Annotated in this window: 15 protein-coding genes; 4 read left to right on the forward strand and 11 right to left on the reverse strand. The window is 65.4% G+C overall.

Features of this window, described 5'->3' with window-relative positions; all coding sequences use genetic code 11:
- Positions 1–46: 46 nt before the first annotated feature.
- The 6 genes from CEY09_RS08540 to CEY09_RS08565 all read right to left on the reverse strand — a co-directional run bounded on the left by CEY09_RS08540 (position 47) and on the right by CEY09_RS08565 (position 4,776).
- On the reverse strand, positions 47–484 hold the full coding sequence (locus CEY09_RS08540) for a PaaI family thioesterase (RefSeq protein WP_088588311.1): 438 nt from the start codon (positions 482–484) through the stop codon (positions 47–49).
- A 1-nt stretch (position 485) separates the two neighbouring features.
- Positions 486–1,376 carry a 3-hydroxyisobutyrate dehydrogenase gene (gene mmsB, locus CEY09_RS08545; RefSeq protein ID WP_088588312.1) on the reverse strand — a complete coding sequence of 297 codons (891 nt, stop codon included), beginning with the start codon at positions 1,374–1,376 and terminating at the stop codon, positions 486–488.
- A 102-nt stretch (positions 1,377–1,478) separates the two neighbouring features.
- On the reverse strand, positions 1,479–2,654 hold the full coding sequence (locus CEY09_RS08550; RefSeq protein ID WP_006223410.1) for an enoyl-CoA hydratase/isomerase family protein: 1,176 nt from the start codon (positions 2,652–2,654) through the stop codon (positions 1,479–1,481).
- The gene (locus CEY09_RS08555) at positions 2,651–3,805 is read right to left on the reverse strand and encodes an acyl-CoA dehydrogenase family protein (protein ID WP_088588313.1); all 1,155 of its coding nucleotides are present in this window, start codon (positions 3,803–3,805) and stop codon (positions 2,651–2,653) included. The genes CEY09_RS08550 and CEY09_RS08555 overlap by 4 nt, the downstream gene beginning before the upstream one ends.
- Before the next feature lie 199 nt (positions 3,806–4,004).
- Positions 4,005–4,352, reverse strand: a complete 348-nt coding sequence (locus CEY09_RS08560) for an RnfH family protein (RefSeq protein WP_088588314.1) — start codon at positions 4,350–4,352, stop codon at positions 4,005–4,007.
- The gene (locus tag CEY09_RS08565; protein WP_006223413.1) at positions 4,342–4,776 is read right to left on the reverse strand and encodes a type II toxin-antitoxin system RatA family toxin; all 435 of its coding nucleotides are present in this window, start codon (positions 4,774–4,776) and stop codon (positions 4,342–4,344) included. The genes CEY09_RS08560 and CEY09_RS08565 overlap by 11 nt, the downstream gene beginning before the upstream one ends.
- Positions 4,777–4,941: 165 nt before the next feature.
- Between CEY09_RS08565 and smpB the strand changes: the two genes are divergently transcribed.
- Complete coding sequence (smpB, locus tag CEY09_RS08570; protein WP_006223414.1) at positions 4,942–5,415, forward strand: SsrA-binding protein SmpB; 474 nt, start codon at positions 4,942–4,944, stop codon at positions 5,413–5,415.
- Positions 5,416–5,417: 2 nt separating this feature from the next.
- On the opposite strand, the gene CEY09_RS08575 is transcribed toward smpB, so the two are convergent.
- The 3 genes from CEY09_RS08575 to CEY09_RS08585 all read right to left on the reverse strand — a co-directional run bounded on the left by CEY09_RS08575 (position 5,418) and on the right by CEY09_RS08585 (position 8,085).
- The gene (locus CEY09_RS08575; protein ID WP_088588315.1) at positions 5,418–6,605 is read right to left on the reverse strand and encodes a GGDEF domain-containing protein; all 1,188 of its coding nucleotides are present in this window, start codon (positions 6,603–6,605) and stop codon (positions 5,418–5,420) included.
- Positions 6,606–6,630: 25 nt separating this feature from the next.
- Positions 6,631–7,557 (reverse strand): SPFH domain-containing protein, encoded by a 927-nt coding sequence (locus CEY09_RS08580; RefSeq protein WP_006223416.1) that lies wholly within the window; start codon positions 7,555–7,557, stop codon positions 6,631–6,633.
- 90 nt (positions 7,558–7,647) lie between these two features.
- Complete coding sequence (locus CEY09_RS08585) at positions 7,648–8,085, reverse strand: NfeD family protein (RefSeq protein ID WP_088588316.1); 438 nt, start codon at positions 8,083–8,085, stop codon at positions 7,648–7,650.
- 168 nt (positions 8,086–8,253) lie between these two features.
- On the opposite strand from CEY09_RS08585, the gene CEY09_RS08590 reads away from it, so the two are divergent.
- Together CEY09_RS08590 and CEY09_RS08595 are read left to right on the forward strand one after the other, a co-directional pair.
- Positions 8,254–8,991 carry a glutamine amidotransferase gene (locus CEY09_RS08590; protein ID WP_088588317.1) on the forward strand — a complete coding sequence of 246 codons (738 nt, stop codon included), beginning with the start codon at positions 8,254–8,256 and terminating at the stop codon, positions 8,989–8,991.
- 98 nt (positions 8,992–9,089) lie between these two features.
- Positions 9,090–9,935, forward strand: coding sequence for a bifunctional transcriptional activator/DNA repair enzyme AdaA (locus tag CEY09_RS08595; RefSeq protein WP_088588318.1), 846 nt, complete (start codon positions 9,090–9,092; stop codon positions 9,933–9,935).
- A gap of 25 nt (positions 9,936–9,960) precedes the next feature.
- Here CEY09_RS08595 and CEY09_RS08600 read toward each other — a convergent pair whose 3' ends face one another.
- Positions 9,961–10,752, reverse strand: a complete 792-nt coding sequence (locus tag CEY09_RS08600; RefSeq protein WP_088588319.1) for an alpha/beta fold hydrolase — start codon at positions 10,750–10,752, stop codon at positions 9,961–9,963.
- A gap of 117 nt (positions 10,753–10,869) precedes the next feature.
- Here CEY09_RS08600 and CEY09_RS08605 point away from each other — a divergent pair, with 117 nt between their 5' ends.
- Positions 10,870–11,655 carry an AraC family transcriptional regulator gene (locus tag CEY09_RS08605; RefSeq protein WP_088588320.1) on the forward strand — a complete coding sequence of 262 codons (786 nt, stop codon included), beginning with the start codon at positions 10,870–10,872 and terminating at the stop codon, positions 11,653–11,655.
- Positions 11,656–11,753: 98 nt separating this feature from the next.
- Here CEY09_RS08605 and ppsA read toward each other — a convergent pair whose 3' ends face one another.
- A complete protein-coding gene (ppsA, locus tag CEY09_RS08610; protein ID WP_006223422.1) occupies positions 11,754–14,117 on the reverse strand; it encodes a phosphoenolpyruvate synthase in 2,364 nt (787 codons plus the stop codon).
- Between the last annotated feature and the right edge of the window lie 45 nt (positions 14,118–14,162).

Raw genomic sequence — 14,162 nt, forward strand, 5'->3', positions numbered from 1 at the left:
CGCGGCGCGCGCCCGGCCGGAGGGCTGGACGCACGCCGCGCCGGATTCACCGCGGCGTCACGCGTACCGCGGTAAGCAAGCCTATCACGCACATCGTCGCCTGCTCGCCTTCGTACGCATGCACTTCCACCTGGCAGATCGACAGACGCTTGCCCGGCTTCACCACCCGCCCGCTGGCGACAAAGCGGTCGCCCTTGGCGGGCGCCAGGAAGTTCATCTTGAACTCCGAGGTCAGGACGTCCTCGCCGGGCCCGAACAGCGTGAAGGCCGCATAGCCGCCCGCGCTGTCCGCGATCGTCGTGGAGATCCCGGCATGCAGAAAGCCGTTCTGCTGGCACAAGTCGGCGCGGTAGGGCAGCAGGATGTCCACTCTGCCCGGCTCCACCACGTCCAGCCCGGCGCCCAGCAGCCGCATGATGCTCTGCTGCTCGAAACTCGCCCTGACCCGTGCGGCCGGGTCGGACGGAGACTGATGGCCGGTCATGTCAGTCCTGCTCGCGCTTGACCAGATTCACGATGCTGGAGAAGTCCAGCTTGCCCGAGCCGCCCGAACTGTGCAGCGAATACAGGTTGCGCGCCAGTTCACCCAACGGGATGGACGCGCGCGCCGACAGCGCCGCCTCGGCCGCCAGGCCCAGGTCCTTCAGCATCAAGTCCACACCGAAGCCGCCCGCGTAGCCCTTGGAGGCCGGCGCATGGTCCATGACGCCCGGCCAAGGGTTGTAGAGCTCGGTGGCCCAGTTGCGGCCTGAACTCTTGGCGATGATGTCGGACAGCACCTTCGGATCCAGCCCGTTGGCCACACCCAGCGCCAGCGCTTCCGACGTGCCCGCCATCAGGATGCCCAACAGCATGTTGTTGCAGATCTTGGCCACCTGACCGGCGCCTGCCGGGCCCGCGTGGAAGATGTTCTTGCCCATCTTCTCCAGCACGGGGCGCGCACGCTCCAGGGCGGCCTCCTGCCCCCCCACGATGAAGGTCAGCGTGCCCGCGGCCGCGCCGCCCGTGCCGCCCGACACCGGGGCGTCGATCATGGCGATGCCACGCACCTCGGCCGCCTGCGCCACCTTGCGCGCCGAATCCGGCGCGATGGTGCTGCACTCGATGACCAGCGCACTGGAAGAAATCTTGCCCAGCAGGTCTTCGCCCAGGTACAGGCCTTCGACGTGCTTGCTGGCCGGCAGCATCGAAATCACCACCTCGGCGCCCTTGACGGCTTCGGACGCGGACGCGGCGGCGCGCGCGCCGGCGTCGGTCAGCAGCTTGACGGCGGCCGGCACCAGGTCGAACACCGTCAGGCTGTGGCCAGCCTTGACCAGATTCAATGCCATGGGCGCGCCCATGTTGCCCAAACCGATAAACGCGATACTGCTCATGATGTCTTGTCTCCTGTTGCTATTGCTGTAGGTATGGATTCATCGTGACCTGCATGACGGAAATCTTGGGGTGGCCGGCCCCAACGCGAACCGGCCGGCGCGTCAACGCCCTTCCTGACCCAGGTCGGCCAGGGGATGCGGCTCGCCGGCGGGCCACGGTTCTTCGAAGAACTTCTGCACCCAGGCATCCGTCGCCACGTCCAGGACGGCAGGATTCCAGTGCGGCTTCTTGTCCTTGTCGACCAGCAAGGCGCGGATGCCTTCGGCAAAATCGCCGTGCGCCGTGCAGGCCAGCGCCGCGATGTACTCGGCGCGGAAGACGTCGTCCAGCGACCGCAGGCGCGTGCGTTGCTGCAACGCGAAAGCCAGGCGCACCGAACCCGGCGAACCCGCCAGCATCGTCGTCGCCGCACGGGCCAGCCACGGATCCGCGTGGTCCTTCAACAGGGCCAGTTCTTCATAGATCTCGTCCAGCCGGTTGCCATTGCACAGGTTGTTGATCAGGAACGAGTGCTGGCGCAGATGCCCCGGGTCCAGCGGCGTCTGCGGTTCCAGCGCGGTCAGCGCGCGGCGCAGCAGGCCGTCATTCATGGACCGCGGTGCCAGGGACGATTCCGGCGCCCCCGCGGCCTGCCCTGCCCAGGGCTGCTCTTCCAGCGACGCCAGCAGTTTCGGCCAATCCGCATGGTTCAAGCGGAAATCCGCCAGACCGGCGAAAAAGGCGTCGGCGGTGTTCATATGCGCGCCCGTCAGGGCCAGGAACAAGCCGATGCGGCCCGGCATGCGGTTCAGCAGCCAGCTACCGCCCACGTCCGGGAACAGGCCGATGGACACTTCCGGCATCGCCAGGCGCGAGGTCTCGCTGACCACCCGGTGGCTGGCGCCCATCATCAGGCCGATGCCGCCGCCCATGACGATCCCATGCCCCCAGCACAACACCGGCTTCGGATACGTGTGGATGCGGTAGTCCAGCCGGTATTCGTGCTCGAAGAAGCGGCGCGCATAGGCGTTGCTCCAACCGCTCTTGCCCTTGTTTTCGCCCATGCTGCGGTACAGGCCGTGCAGGTCGCCGCCGGCGCAGAACGCTTTCTCGCCCGCGCCTTGCAACACCACCAGGGCCACGCCCGGATCGCGGGCCCATTCGTCCAGGCGCGCCGCCAGCAAGTCCACCATTTCCAGCGACAGGCCGTTCAGGGTCTGCGGCGCATTCAGCGTCGCAATCCCGAACCGCATGCCGTTCGCCGCACTTCTTTCTTCGAACAACACCGGTGCATTCATCTTATGTCGGCTCCTTTTTCCAACAATTGGCGGGCAATGATCACGCGCATGATCTCGTTGGTGCCCTCCAGAATCTGATGAACGCGAGTATCGCGCACCAGACGCTCCAAGGGATAGTCCCGCAAGTATCCGTAGCCGCCATGAATCTGTTGCGCGTCCAGGCAGATCTGGAAGCCCATGTCCGTCGCGAAGCGCTTGGCCATGGCGCAGTAGGTCGCTGCGTCCGGGGCGCCCGCATCCAGCTTGCAGGCAGCCAGGCGCACCATCTGGCGCGCCGCGACCAGGTGCGTGGCCATGTCGGCCAGCTTGAACTGCAGCGCCTGGAACTCGGCCAGGCGGCGATTGAACTGCCGGCGCTCGTCCATATAGCGGCGGGCGGCGTCCAGCGCGCCCTGCGCCGCACCCACCGAGCACGTGCCAATGTTGATGCGGCCGCCATCCAGGCCCTTCATGGCGATCTTGAAGCCCTCGCCCTCCTGGCCCAGCAGATTGCCGGCCGGCACGCGGACGTTTTCGAACGTGATGGGGCGCGTGGACTGGCTGTTCCAGCCCATCTTCTCTTCCTTGCGGCCGTAGCTGATGCCCGGCGTATCGGCGGGCACCGCGAACGCGCTGATGCCGCCTGCCCCCTCGCCACCGGTGCGCGCCATCACGACCAACAGGTCGGTATCGCCGCCGCCCGAGATGAAGGCCTTGGCGCCGTTCAACACATAGTGGTCGCCGTCGCGCTGGGCGCGGGTGGACAGGGAAGCCGCGTCGGAACCGGCGCCCGGCTCGGTCAGGCAGTACGACGCCAGCTTCTGGCCGCTGGCCAGCAACGGGCCCCAGGCCTCGCGTAACGCGGGCTGTCCCCATTTGCCGACCATCCAGGTGGCCATGTTATGGATCGTCAGGAAAGCGGTCGTCGAGGGGTCCACCGCCGCCATTTCCTCGAACACCAGCGTGGCGTCCAGGCGCGGCAGGCCCAGGCCGCCGATCTCTTCACTGGCATAGATGGCGCAGAAGCCCATCTCGCCCGCCCGGGCGAAGGCCTCGCGCGGGAAGATGCCTTCGGCGTCCCAGCGCGCGGCGTGGGGCGCCAGTTCGCCCTCGGCGTAGTCACGGGCGGCCTGCGCGAACGCGCGCTGCTCGTCGGTCAGTTCCAAGTCCACAGCCTGTCTCCTGTTGTAATCGGTATTGTCTGTTGGCGTCGCTGCCGTCTCGTGAACGTCAGCATGTCGATTTTGACATGACGTTAACGTAAACGTAAGTGTGAAACCGTCTTTATGTTACGCCGGATGCCGCGGCGCGATTTGTCCTATTGATGACAATGTCGGCAGGGCCCCGGGAGCCTGCGCCGCGGCAAATGGCCTACAGCAGCCCGGCCGGACGCACGCGGCCGTTCCTGGCCGTCTTGGACCGGCGGTGTTCCGCGCGGCGGCGACGCGATTCCTTGGGGTCGAAGCTCAGCCCCCGGTAGATCTCCACGCGGTCGCCATCGGCCAATCGCGCCTGCGGCTCGGTGGCCCGACCGAATATGCCCACGCCGCGCGCCCACGGCTGCACCACGGGGAAAGCCTCGGCAAATCCGCTGGCGGCCAACGCATCGGCCACCGTCGCGCCCTCAGGCAACTGGACCTCGCGCAGCCACACATGGCCCGGCAAGGCATAGCAGACGCTGATGTTCAAGCGCGCCGCGCTACAGGGTTCATTCCCCATACTTGGCCTGCGCCCGCTTGGTGAAGGAATCAATGAAGCTGGTGGCGATGCGGTTGAACACGGGGCCCACCACCATTTCCAGCGCACGGTTGGAAAACGCGTACTCCATGGTGAACAGCACCTTGCAGGCGTCTTCCGCCAGCGGCTGGAATTCCCAATGCCCGACCAGGCTGGAGAATGGGCCGTCGACCAGTTCCAGATCGATCCGGTCGGGATAGACGTGGGTATTGCGCGTGGTGAAGCGCTGCTTCATCCCCGCGAAACTGATCAGGATAGAGGCCTGCATGCCGTGTTCGTCGCGGGTCTGCACCTCGGCGCCGCCGCACCACGGCATGAACTCGGGGTACTTTTCCACGTCGGCGACCAGATCGAACATCTGGGCGGCGCTGTAAGGCACCAGGACGGATCGTTGTACTTTGTGCATCGACTATCGCAAATGGCTAGAATGGCAAGATTTTACCGGCACCGCATGACCTGGGCCTAATAACGGGAAAAGCAAGCGCGCGGCACGCCGGACGGCATGTCCACCCTGCCCCGCCCGTCAGCCTCCCCGAAAAGACCCACAAAGCCCCCAGGCAAAAAAGGCGTTATGAGCATTATCGACAATCGCAAGGCCACGCACGACTATTTCATCGAAGACCGCTACGAAGCCGGCCTTGTCCTGCAAGGCTGGGAAGTCAAGGCGATCCGCGATGGCCGCGTGCAGCTCAAGGAAAGCTACGTCATCGTACGCGATGGTGAGCTGTACCTGCTGGGCATGCACGTCAGCCCGTTGCCCACGGCGTCCACCCATATCCACCCCGATGCCATGCGCACGCGCAAGCTGCTGCTCAAGGCCGAGGAAATCAGCAAACTCATCGGCAAGGTCGAGCAGCGCGGCTATACGCTGGTGCCGCTGAACCTGCACTACAAGAATGGGCGCATCAAGCTGGACTTCGCGCTGGGCCGCGGCAAAAAGCTGTTCGACAAGCGCGACACCGCGCGCGAAAAGGACTGGCAGCGCGAGAAAGAACGCATCATGAAGCACGACACGCGCGCCCCGCGTAAAGACAAGGACGACTGACTTCAGGCGGCGGCCGGCAGGGCAGGATGCTCGGGCTGCCCGCCCGGCCCCACGATGCGGTTGCGTCCGCTCGACTTGGCCGCATAGAGCTTGCGGTCCGCCCGTTCGAAGAACACCTGCAGGTTCTCGCCGGGCATCCATTCGGCCACCCCCGCGCTGAACGTGTATGAAATGGTGCTGCCCCCGTGCGAGCAAGGCGTGCGCCGTACGGAATCCAGCAGCCGGGCCGCCACTTCCATGACCGCATCGCTGCGCATGTCGGGAAACAGCACACCGAACTCTTCCCCGCCCACGCGGCCGACGTGGTCGCCCGTGCGCAGCGTCGCCCCTGCCAGCAGACCGAAATGACGCAGGACCGCATCGCCCGCCGCGTGGCCATGCGTGTCGTTGATCCCCTTGAAATGGTCGATGTCCAGCAGCAGCAAGGTCAACGGCCGGCGCGTGCGCAGGGCCTGCGCGCAATAGCGCTCCGCCTGCATCCACCAGGCCTTGCGCGACATCAGCCCCGTCAGGAAGTCAGTATTGGCCTCCTGTTCCCGGTCCGCCAGCATGCGGTCGTGGATGATCATGATGGTGCCCAGCGTCAGGCAAGGCATCACCAGCACGCCCAGCGTCAGATACGCGACGTTCCAGACACTGGGTTCCATCAAGGGTTGCGGGGGCACCAGATTCAGGATGTGGGCGCCTGCGCGCACGGCGCAGACTGCGGCGGACACCATAGCCACCGCCCACACGAAGCGGTAGCTGTAGCGCGAGCGGTGCGCCGGCATGTTGCGCTGGACGGTAACGGCCACAGCCAGCAGGAATCCCATCTGCAGCAGCGACATCGCAATGATGCGCGGCCCGACCCGCCAATCCACATACGTGTAGACCAGCAGCACCATGAGCGTTGCAAGGCATCCAAGCATCATCAGATGCCGCGGCACGCCCAGCCCCATCAAGCGCCGCACGCCCGAGTAGTAGGAATACAGCGCCAGCGCGATGGCCGAGTTGGGCACCACGATCGACAGCCACCAAGGCGCCGACGTGTTCTGCAGGCCGAACGTAAAAAACGCCAACAGCGTAAGCAAGTTGGCGCGTATGGCTTCTTTGATCCCCGCCATGCCGCTGCGGGCCAGAGACCCCAGCACACACAAGGAAAGCACTCCCGCCAGCGCTGCTATCAAAAGCAAATTAACGGGAGCGATCATGGCTGGAGCGCCGCAGGGCGCTGTATCAGGTGTTGCGCGTGGACTTCACAATGGTCATGGCGGAAGCGATCATCCCGCCCACGTCCGACATGTTGGCCGGCAGGATCAGCGTATTGCCTTCCTTGGCCACGTTGCCGAACGCTTCGACGTAGCGCTCGGCCACCTTCAGGTTGACGGCTTCCATGCCGCCCGGCTGGCGCACGGCATCGGCGACCTGCGTGATGGCCTTGGCGGTGGCTTCCGCAATCGCCAGCACCGCGGCGGCCTCGCCCTGCGCCTGGTTGATCTGGGCCTGCTTTTCGCCTTCCGAGCGCGCGATGGCGGCTTCGCGCTCGCCGGTGGCGATGTTGATCTGTTCCTGGCGGCGGCCTTCGGATGCCGCAATCAGCGCGCGCTTTTCACGTTCGGCGGTGATCTGCGCCTGCATGGAACGCAGGATCTCGTTGGGCGGCGTCAAATCCTTGATCTCGTAGCGCAGCACCTTCACGCCCCAGTTCAACGCGGCCTCGTCCAGCGACGACACGATGTTGCTGTTGATGGAATCGCGCTCTTCGAAGGTGCGGTCCAGTTCCATCTTGCCGATGACCGAACGCAAGGTGGTCTGCGCCAGCTGCGTGATCGCCGAAATGTAGTTCGACGAACCATAGGATGCGCGCATCGGGTCCGTCACCTGGAAATACAGGACGCCGTCGACCTGCAATTGCGTGTTGTCGCGCGTGATGCAGACCTGGCTGGGCACGTCCAGCGGGATTTCCTTGAGCGAGTGCTTGTACGACACGCGTTCGATGAACGGGATGACGAAGCCCGCGCCGGGCGACAGGACGCGGTCGAATTTGCCCAGGCGCTCGACCACCCAGGCGTGCTGCTGGGGCACGATGGCGATCGACTTGATGACGATCAGGATCGCCAGCGCGACGACGACGAGCAGGACGATAGTGGAAGTATCGATCATGATGTAAAGCCTCTCCTGGAGTAAGTACGAGGGCGCCGCTGCCTGCCGGCAACGGCGCCTGCTGCGGGCTGCGCGTGGCGCAAGCCGGTTCTACTGTGCCGAACCCGGCGTGCCCCGCGGGGTCAGCACCAGAGTCGAACCACGCAGTTCGGTAATGATGTGTTCGCCGGCGCGCGGCGCTTGGCCTCGGGCAAGCTCGGCCTGCCAGTGGGCGCCGCGGTACCAGACGCGCGCCGTGCCTTGTTCAGACCAGGCTTCCACGGACACCGTCTGCCCGATGTCCAGATTGACGTCGGCGTTGCGGGCCGAATTGACCTCGCGCTTTTTCAGGACACGCGTCTTGCGCAGCAGCAACAGGCCCAGCAGCAGCACGACGCCGCAAGCCACCAGCTGCCACTCCAGACCGGCGCCCAGCCAGGCGGCGACGCCCCCGGCCGCCAATCCCAAGGCAACCAGCAGCAAATAGAAGGTCCCCGTCGCCAGTTCCCCGATAAGGGCCAGCGCGGCCAGTCCCAGCCAGATCCACATAGTCTTAAGGTCGCCTGAAAGGATGAGTCGTGAGCGGATTGTACGTATTTCCGGGACGCAGCGGGGCGGATGCCGGGCTCACGAATGTTTGCACTGGATTATGATGCGCATTGATGCCCTGATCCCATCCGGATCGCCGGCGTCCGCCCTCTTCATGCACAAGCTTCCATGACCGCTGCAATATCTTCTGCCCTACCCGTTCTGATCCTGCACACTGGCGATCCGGACGACACGCTTAAAAGCCAGTTCGGCGGCTATGCCGAACAATTGGCGAAAGCCGCTGGCCTGGCCGCCGACGCCATCGAAGTCGTGGCCGTGCATGAGGGCCAGCGTCCGCAAGCCCCCGCCCGCTACCGTGCCGCGCTGATCACCGGATCGCCCGCCATGGTCACCGACAAGGAACCCTGGAGCGAGGAAACCGCTGCCTGGCTGCGCGAGGCCGCCGCCGCCGACCTGCCCATGTTCGGCGTGTGCTACGGCCACCAGCTGCTGGCGCACGCGCTGGGCGGCAAGGTGGGTTATAACCCCGCCGGGCGCGAAGTGGGCACGCAGACGGTCGAACTGCTGCCCCCGGCTTCGGGCGACAAGCTGCTGGCCGGCCTGCCTGCCACCTTTCCCGCGCAGATGCTGCACGCCCAGACCGTCTTGCAGCCGCCTCCCGGCTCGGCCGTGCTGGCGCGTTCCGACCTGGACGAGCACCAGATGATCCGCATCGGCCGCAACGTGTTTTCTACCCAGTTCCACCCGGAATTCGGCCCGGACTTCGTGCGCGCCCACCTGGAGCGCTACGGCCGCCGCTATGCCGCCGAAAACCTGGACATTCCCGACCTGTCGGCCAACGTCCGCGCGACGCCCGTGGCGGGCGGATTGCTGCGCCGGTTCCTGGATGTGTACGCGCCTGCCTGAGCCCCTGCCCGCGCGCAACATCCGGAGTGTGGCGTCCGCGCGCCTTTGAGACCATGGGGTCATCGCGCATCTGATCGTGCGCACGACAGGAGTTCCGAATGAGTCCAGCCGCCGCCCCCTTGAGCAAACAGCACGCCGCCGCCGTCGAGCGCGCCTGCCGCGCCCTGGAGGCCGAGCAGCCGCCCGACCTGTCCACGTTGGCCGAACAGGCCGGCATGAGCCGCTTTCATTTCCACCGTGTCTTCAAGGCCGCCACGGGCATCACGCCCAAGGCCTACGCCAATGCGCTGCGCGCCAGCCGCGCACGCCAGCAACTCAAGCAAAGCGCCAGCGTCACCGACGCCATGTATGACGCCGGCTTCAATTCCAGCGGCCGGTTCTACGAAGCCGCGCCGGCCATTCTGGGCATGACGCCCACGGCCTTCCGCAAGGACGGCGAAGGCGTGGAGATCCGCTTCGCCGTGGCCCAATGTTCGCTCGGTGCGCTGCTGGTGGCGGCCAGCAGCACCGGCATCTGCGAAATCGCCCTGGACGCCGACCCCGAGCAACTGGTGCACAACCTGCAAGACCGCTTCAAGGCCGCGCGGCTGATCGGCGCGGATACGGAGTTCGAAGCGTGGGTGGCCGCCGTGGTGGGCTTTGTGGAAGACCCGTCCCGCGGCCTGGACCTGCCGCTGGACGTGCGCGGCACCGCGTTTCAGCGCCGCGTCTGGGAGGCCCTGCGGGACATTCCGGCCGGCACGACCGCCACCTATACCGACATCGCCGAACGCATCGGCTCGCCGCGCGCCGTGCGCGCCGTGGCCCGCGCCTGCGCCACCAACAATATCGCGCTTGCCATCCCCTGCCATCGCGTGGTGCGCACTGATGGCTCGCTGGCCGGCTACCGCTGGGGCATCGATCGCAAACGCGCCCTGCTGGCCCGGGAAGCCCAAGCCGCCTGAGGCGCCGAATGCCCGTCGCGCAGCGTCATGAAGGGCTAGCGGCATGCGCATCGGCGCGTTCCGCCAGGGCGGCCAGAAACGTCTCGATGGCCGCGGCCAAGGCAAGCGGCGTCTCGTTCATGGGGTAATGGCCGGCGTCCTCCAGCACCTGCAGACTGGCCATCGGGTAGCGGCGCAGATAGGTGCCGGCCATCAACGCCGCATTGAACGTGGGGTCATGTTTGCCCACCAGCACCTTCACGGGATGCAGTCCCGCAATCTCGCTGCCAAAGTCCGTATCGGCCCACGCGCGAAGGTACGCGCCAAAGGCTTCCGGCAAAGAACACGCTGCCGAATACGCGGCCTTCCATTCGACCCAGACCGGCGGCAATCGGCCGCCGGTGCTGCGGTCGATGATGGTCCGGCGCAGATCGGCGCGATCGGCGGCGCCCTCGAGCAACTGCCGCGTCGCCGCTTCGTACCGTATGCCGCCACAGGGAACAGGCGCGATCGCGACCAGACCGCGCACTCGGGACGGCGCCAACGTGGCGATTCGTTCGATCGCCATGCCGCCCATAGAATGGCCCACTAGGCTGAAGGTGCGCCATCCCAGTTCGTCGGCCAGCGCCAGCGCGTCCAAGGCGATCTCGTCAATCGTGTAGGCACCGGGCACGTCGCGCCTGCCGCCATAGCCCCGGTAATTCATGAACACATAGCTGTAGGCGTCGCCCGACAGCCAGGGCTCGATCGGCTCGAACGCGTGCGCGTCGCCGAACCAGCCGTGCAAGACGAAAACGGTATGTGGACCCGTCCCCACGCGATGAAAAGGTTTGCGCATGACGCCTCCGATGCAAATGAAAAGCCGCCCGGCAGGGGACGACAGCTGGCTGGGATCATAAGTGCGGCGGAGGTGGCCCGCCTTCGCTATCGGGCTATAAGTTGTAGAATTTGGGCCATGCGCAATACGCTGCTTGATCCCTTCGAAGATATTCCGCGCGCCGTGGTGGTAACCGCGAACGACTATCCCGCCGGCTCAACGTTTCCGCTTCACGCGCATCGGCGGGGCCAGTTCGCTTTTGCTTCCCGTGGCGCGATCAGCGTTGCCACGCCCGAAGGCAGATGGCTCGTGCCGCCCCAGCGCGCGTGCTGGCTGCCCGCCGGCATGGCGCACGAAATGACCATGTCCGGCCAAGTCACGATGCTCAATGCCTTCGTGTCCCCGCGCGACGCGGACGCCGCGCAACTGCCCGCGCATTGCTGCGTCTACGGCGTTTCGCCGCTGCTCAGGCATTTGCTGGAAGAGGCCATTGATCTACCGGCCATGTACGACGTCCAGGGACGCGCCGGCAAGCTGATGGCGATGCTGGTGGCGGAAATCGCGTTCATGCCCCGCCTATCGCTGCATGCGCCGCTGCCGCAAGATCCTCGCCTGGCCCGAGCATGCCGGCAGTTGTTCGATGCGCCGTCGGTGGCGGTAAGCCTGGACACCCTGGCTGACCAGGCAGGCATGAGCCGGCGCACCTTCACCCGCCTCTTCCGTGAGCAGACCGGCGTGAGCGTCGCCGCATGGCGCCAGCAGGTTTGCCTGCTCACCGCCATCGAACGCTTAAGCCGCGGCCAGTCCGTGACCCGGGTCGCGCTGGACCTGGGCTATGCCAGCCCTAGCGCGTTCGCCTCCGCCTTTCGCCGGACCCTCGGGCAAACGCCCACGCAGTACATGGAAGTGCATCGGTTGGCGTGAAGGCACCGCCGCCTCGCTTCCACCTCGTCTGCCCTGACCGCAAAAAAAAACCCCGCATCGTTTCCGATGCGGGGCTTTTTCGATCATCCAGCCTATCGTTATTTGGCCAGACGCTGCCAGGTATCGACAACGGTGTCGGGGTTGAGCGACATCGACAGGATGCCCTCGTCCTTCAGCCATTGCGCGAAGTCCGGGTGGTCGCTGGGGCCTTGGCCGCAGATACCCACGTACTTGTTGGCGGCCAGGCAAGCCTTGATCGCGCGGCGCAGCATGAACTTCACGGCTTCATCGCGTTCGTCGAAGTCGGCAGCCAGCAGTTCCATGCCCGAGTCGCGGTCCAGACCCAGCGTCAGCTGCGTCATGTCGTTGGAACCGATCGAGAAGCCGTCGAAGAATTGCAGGAATTCATCGGCCAGGATGGCGTTGGACGGCACTTCGCACATCATGATCAGCTTCAGGCCATTTTCGCCGCGTGCCAAGCCGTGCTTGGCCAGCAGGTTGACGACCTTTTCCGCCTGGCCCACGGTACGCACGAACGGCACCATGATCTCGACGTTGGTCAGACCCATGTCGTCGCGCACTTTCTTCAGCGCTTCGCATTCCATGCGGAAGCACTCGGCGAAGTCTTCAGCGATGTAGCGCGACGCGCCGCGGAAGCCCAGCATGGGGTTCTCTTCCTCGGGCTCGTAGCGCGAACCGCCGACCAGCTTGCGGTACTCGTTGGACTTGAAGTCCGACATGCGCACGATCACCGGCTTCGGGTAGAAAGCGGCGGCAATCGTCGCCACGCCTTCGGCCATCTTCTCGACGAAGAAGGCGCGCGGGCTGGCATGGCCGCGGGCCGCCGATTCCACGGCCTTCTTCAGTTCGCCGTCCACGTTCGGGTAGTCCAGGACTGCCTTCGGGTGGATGCCGATGTTGTTGTTGATGATGAATTCCAGACGGGCCAGGCCCACGCCGCTGTTCGGGATCTGCGCGAAGTCGAACGCCAGTTGCGGGTTGCCCACGTTCATCATGATCTTCAGATCGATGGCGGGCATATCGCCGCGGCGGACTTCTTCCACTTCGGTTTCGATCAGGCCGTCATAGATGCGGCCTTCGTCGCCTTCCGCGCAAGATACGGTCACGGCCTGGCCTTCCTTCAACAGGTCGGTGGCGTTGCCGCAGCCGACAACCGCCGGAATGCCCAGTTCGCGCGCGATGATCGCCGCGTGGCAGGTACGGCCGCCGCGGTTCGTGACGATGGCCGAGGCGCGCTTCATCACGGGTTCCCAGTTGGGATCCGTCATGTCGGTGACCAGCACGTCGCCCGGCTGGACCTTGTCCATGTCGGAGATGTCGCCCACGACGCGGACCGGACCGGCGCCGATCTTCTGGCCGATTGCGCGGCCGGTGATCAGGACCTGGCCGGTGGCCTTCAGGCGGTAGCGCTGCTGCACGTCGTTGGCGCCCTGCTGCGACTTCACCGTTTCCGGACGCGCTTGCAGGATGTAGATCTTGCCGTCGACGCCGTCGCGGCCCCACTCGATGTCCATCGGGCGCTTGTAGTGCTTTTCGATGATGACGGCGTAGCGGGCCAGTTCATTGACCTCGTCGTCAGTCAGCGAGTAGCGGTTGCGCTCGGACACTGGCACGTCGACGGTGCGCACGGCACGGCCTTCGGGGCGCTCGGGATCGAATTCCATCTTGATCAGCTTGGAACCGATGCGGCGGCCGACGATCGGGTAGTGGCCCTGAGCCAGCGTCGGCTTGAAGACGTAGAACTCGTCGGGGTTGACCGCGCCTTGCACGACGGTTTCGCCCAGGCCGTAGGACGACGTGATGAACACGACGTCTTCAAAGCCCGATTCGGTGTCGATGGTGAACATGACGCCGGCGCTGCCCTTGTCGGAACGCACCATGCGCTGGATGCCGGCCGACAAGGCGACGTCGGCGTGGGCATAGCCCTTGTGCACGCGATAGGAGATGGCGCGGTCGTTGTACAACGACGCGAACACGTGGCGGATCTTGTCCAGCACGTCATCGATGCCGACGACGTTCAGGTAGGTTTCCTGCTGGCCGGCGAACGAGGCGTCGGGCAGGTCTTCGGCCGTGGCGGACGAGCGCACGGCGAACGAGCCCTTGCCGTCAGCGTCGAGCTTGGCGAAGGCTTCGCGGATCTGGGCTTCGAATTCGGGCGAGAACGGGGCCTCGACCAGCCATTGACGGATTTCCGCGCCGGCGTTGGCCAGTTCGCGGACGTCCTCAGGGTTCAGCGTGGTCAGGCGTTCAGCGATGCGCTTGTCCAGGCCCGAAGCCTTCAGGAAGTCGCGGAAGGCGTCAGCGGTCGTGGCAAAGCCGCCCGGTACGCGGACACCCGCGCCAGACAGCTGGCTGATCATTTCGCCTAGTGATGCGTTCTTGCCTCCTACCGAGTCCACGTCCGTCATGCGGAGCTGCTCGAACAAAACAACGTACGACATTGAAGTCACCTTTTACAATGGAATGAAAGCGAGTTTGGTCAATGC

The sequence above is a fragment of the Achromobacter marplatensis genome (assembly GCF_002209535.1).
In the GTDB taxonomy this organism is placed as follows: Bacteria; Pseudomonadota; Gammaproteobacteria; order Burkholderiales; family Burkholderiaceae_B; genus Achromobacter; species Achromobacter marplatensis.

Excerpts from the sequence above, each read along its gene's own strand:
- CEY09_RS08600 (WP_088588319.1), bottom strand. The coding sequence starts at position 10,752 with ATGCGCAAACCTTTTCATCGCGTGGGGACGGGTCCACATACCGTTTTC.
- ppsA (WP_006223422.1), bottom strand. The coding sequence starts at position 14,117 with ATGTCGTACGTTGTTTTGTTCGAGCAGCTCCGCATGACGGACGTGGAC.
- CEY09_RS08595 (WP_088588318.1), top strand. The coding sequence starts at position 9,090 with ATGAGTCCAGCCGCCGCCCCCTTGAGCAAACAGCACGCCGCCGCCGTC.
- CEY09_RS08540 (WP_088588311.1), bottom strand. The coding sequence starts at position 484 with ATGACCGGCCATCAGTCTCCGTCCGACCCGGCCGCACGGGTCAGGGCG.
- CEY09_RS08550 (WP_006223410.1), bottom strand. The coding sequence starts at position 2,654 with ATGAATGCACCGGTGTTGTTCGAAGAAAGAAGTGCGGCGAACGGCATG.
- CEY09_RS08565 (WP_006223413.1), bottom strand. The coding sequence starts at position 4,776 with ATGCACAAAGTACAACGATCCGTCCTGGTGCCTTACAGCGCCGCCCAG.
- CEY09_RS08580 (WP_006223416.1), bottom strand. The coding sequence starts at position 7,557 with ATGATCGATACTTCCACTATCGTCCTGCTCGTCGTCGTCGCGCTGGCG.
- CEY09_RS08605 (WP_088588320.1), top strand. The coding sequence starts at position 10,870 with ATGCGCAATACGCTGCTTGATCCCTTCGAAGATATTCCGCGCGCCGTG.
- smpB (WP_006223414.1), top strand. The coding sequence starts at position 4,942 with ATGAGCATTATCGACAATCGCAAGGCCACGCACGACTATTTCATCGAA.
- CEY09_RS08575 (WP_088588315.1), bottom strand. The coding sequence starts at position 6,605 with ATGATCGCTCCCGTTAATTTGCTTTTGATAGCAGCGCTGGCGGGAGTG.
- mmsB (WP_088588312.1), bottom strand. The coding sequence starts at position 1,376 with ATGAGCAGTATCGCGTTTATCGGTTTGGGCAACATGGGCGCGCCCATG.
- CEY09_RS08590 (WP_088588317.1), top strand. The coding sequence starts at position 8,254 with ATGACCGCTGCAATATCTTCTGCCCTACCCGTTCTGATCCTGCACACT.
- CEY09_RS08585 (WP_088588316.1), bottom strand. The coding sequence starts at position 8,085 with ATGTGGATCTGGCTGGGACTGGCCGCGCTGGCCCTTATCGGGGAACTG.
- CEY09_RS08560 (WP_088588314.1), bottom strand. The coding sequence starts at position 4,352 with ATGGGGAATGAACCCTGTAGCGCGGCGCGCTTGAACATCAGCGTCTGC.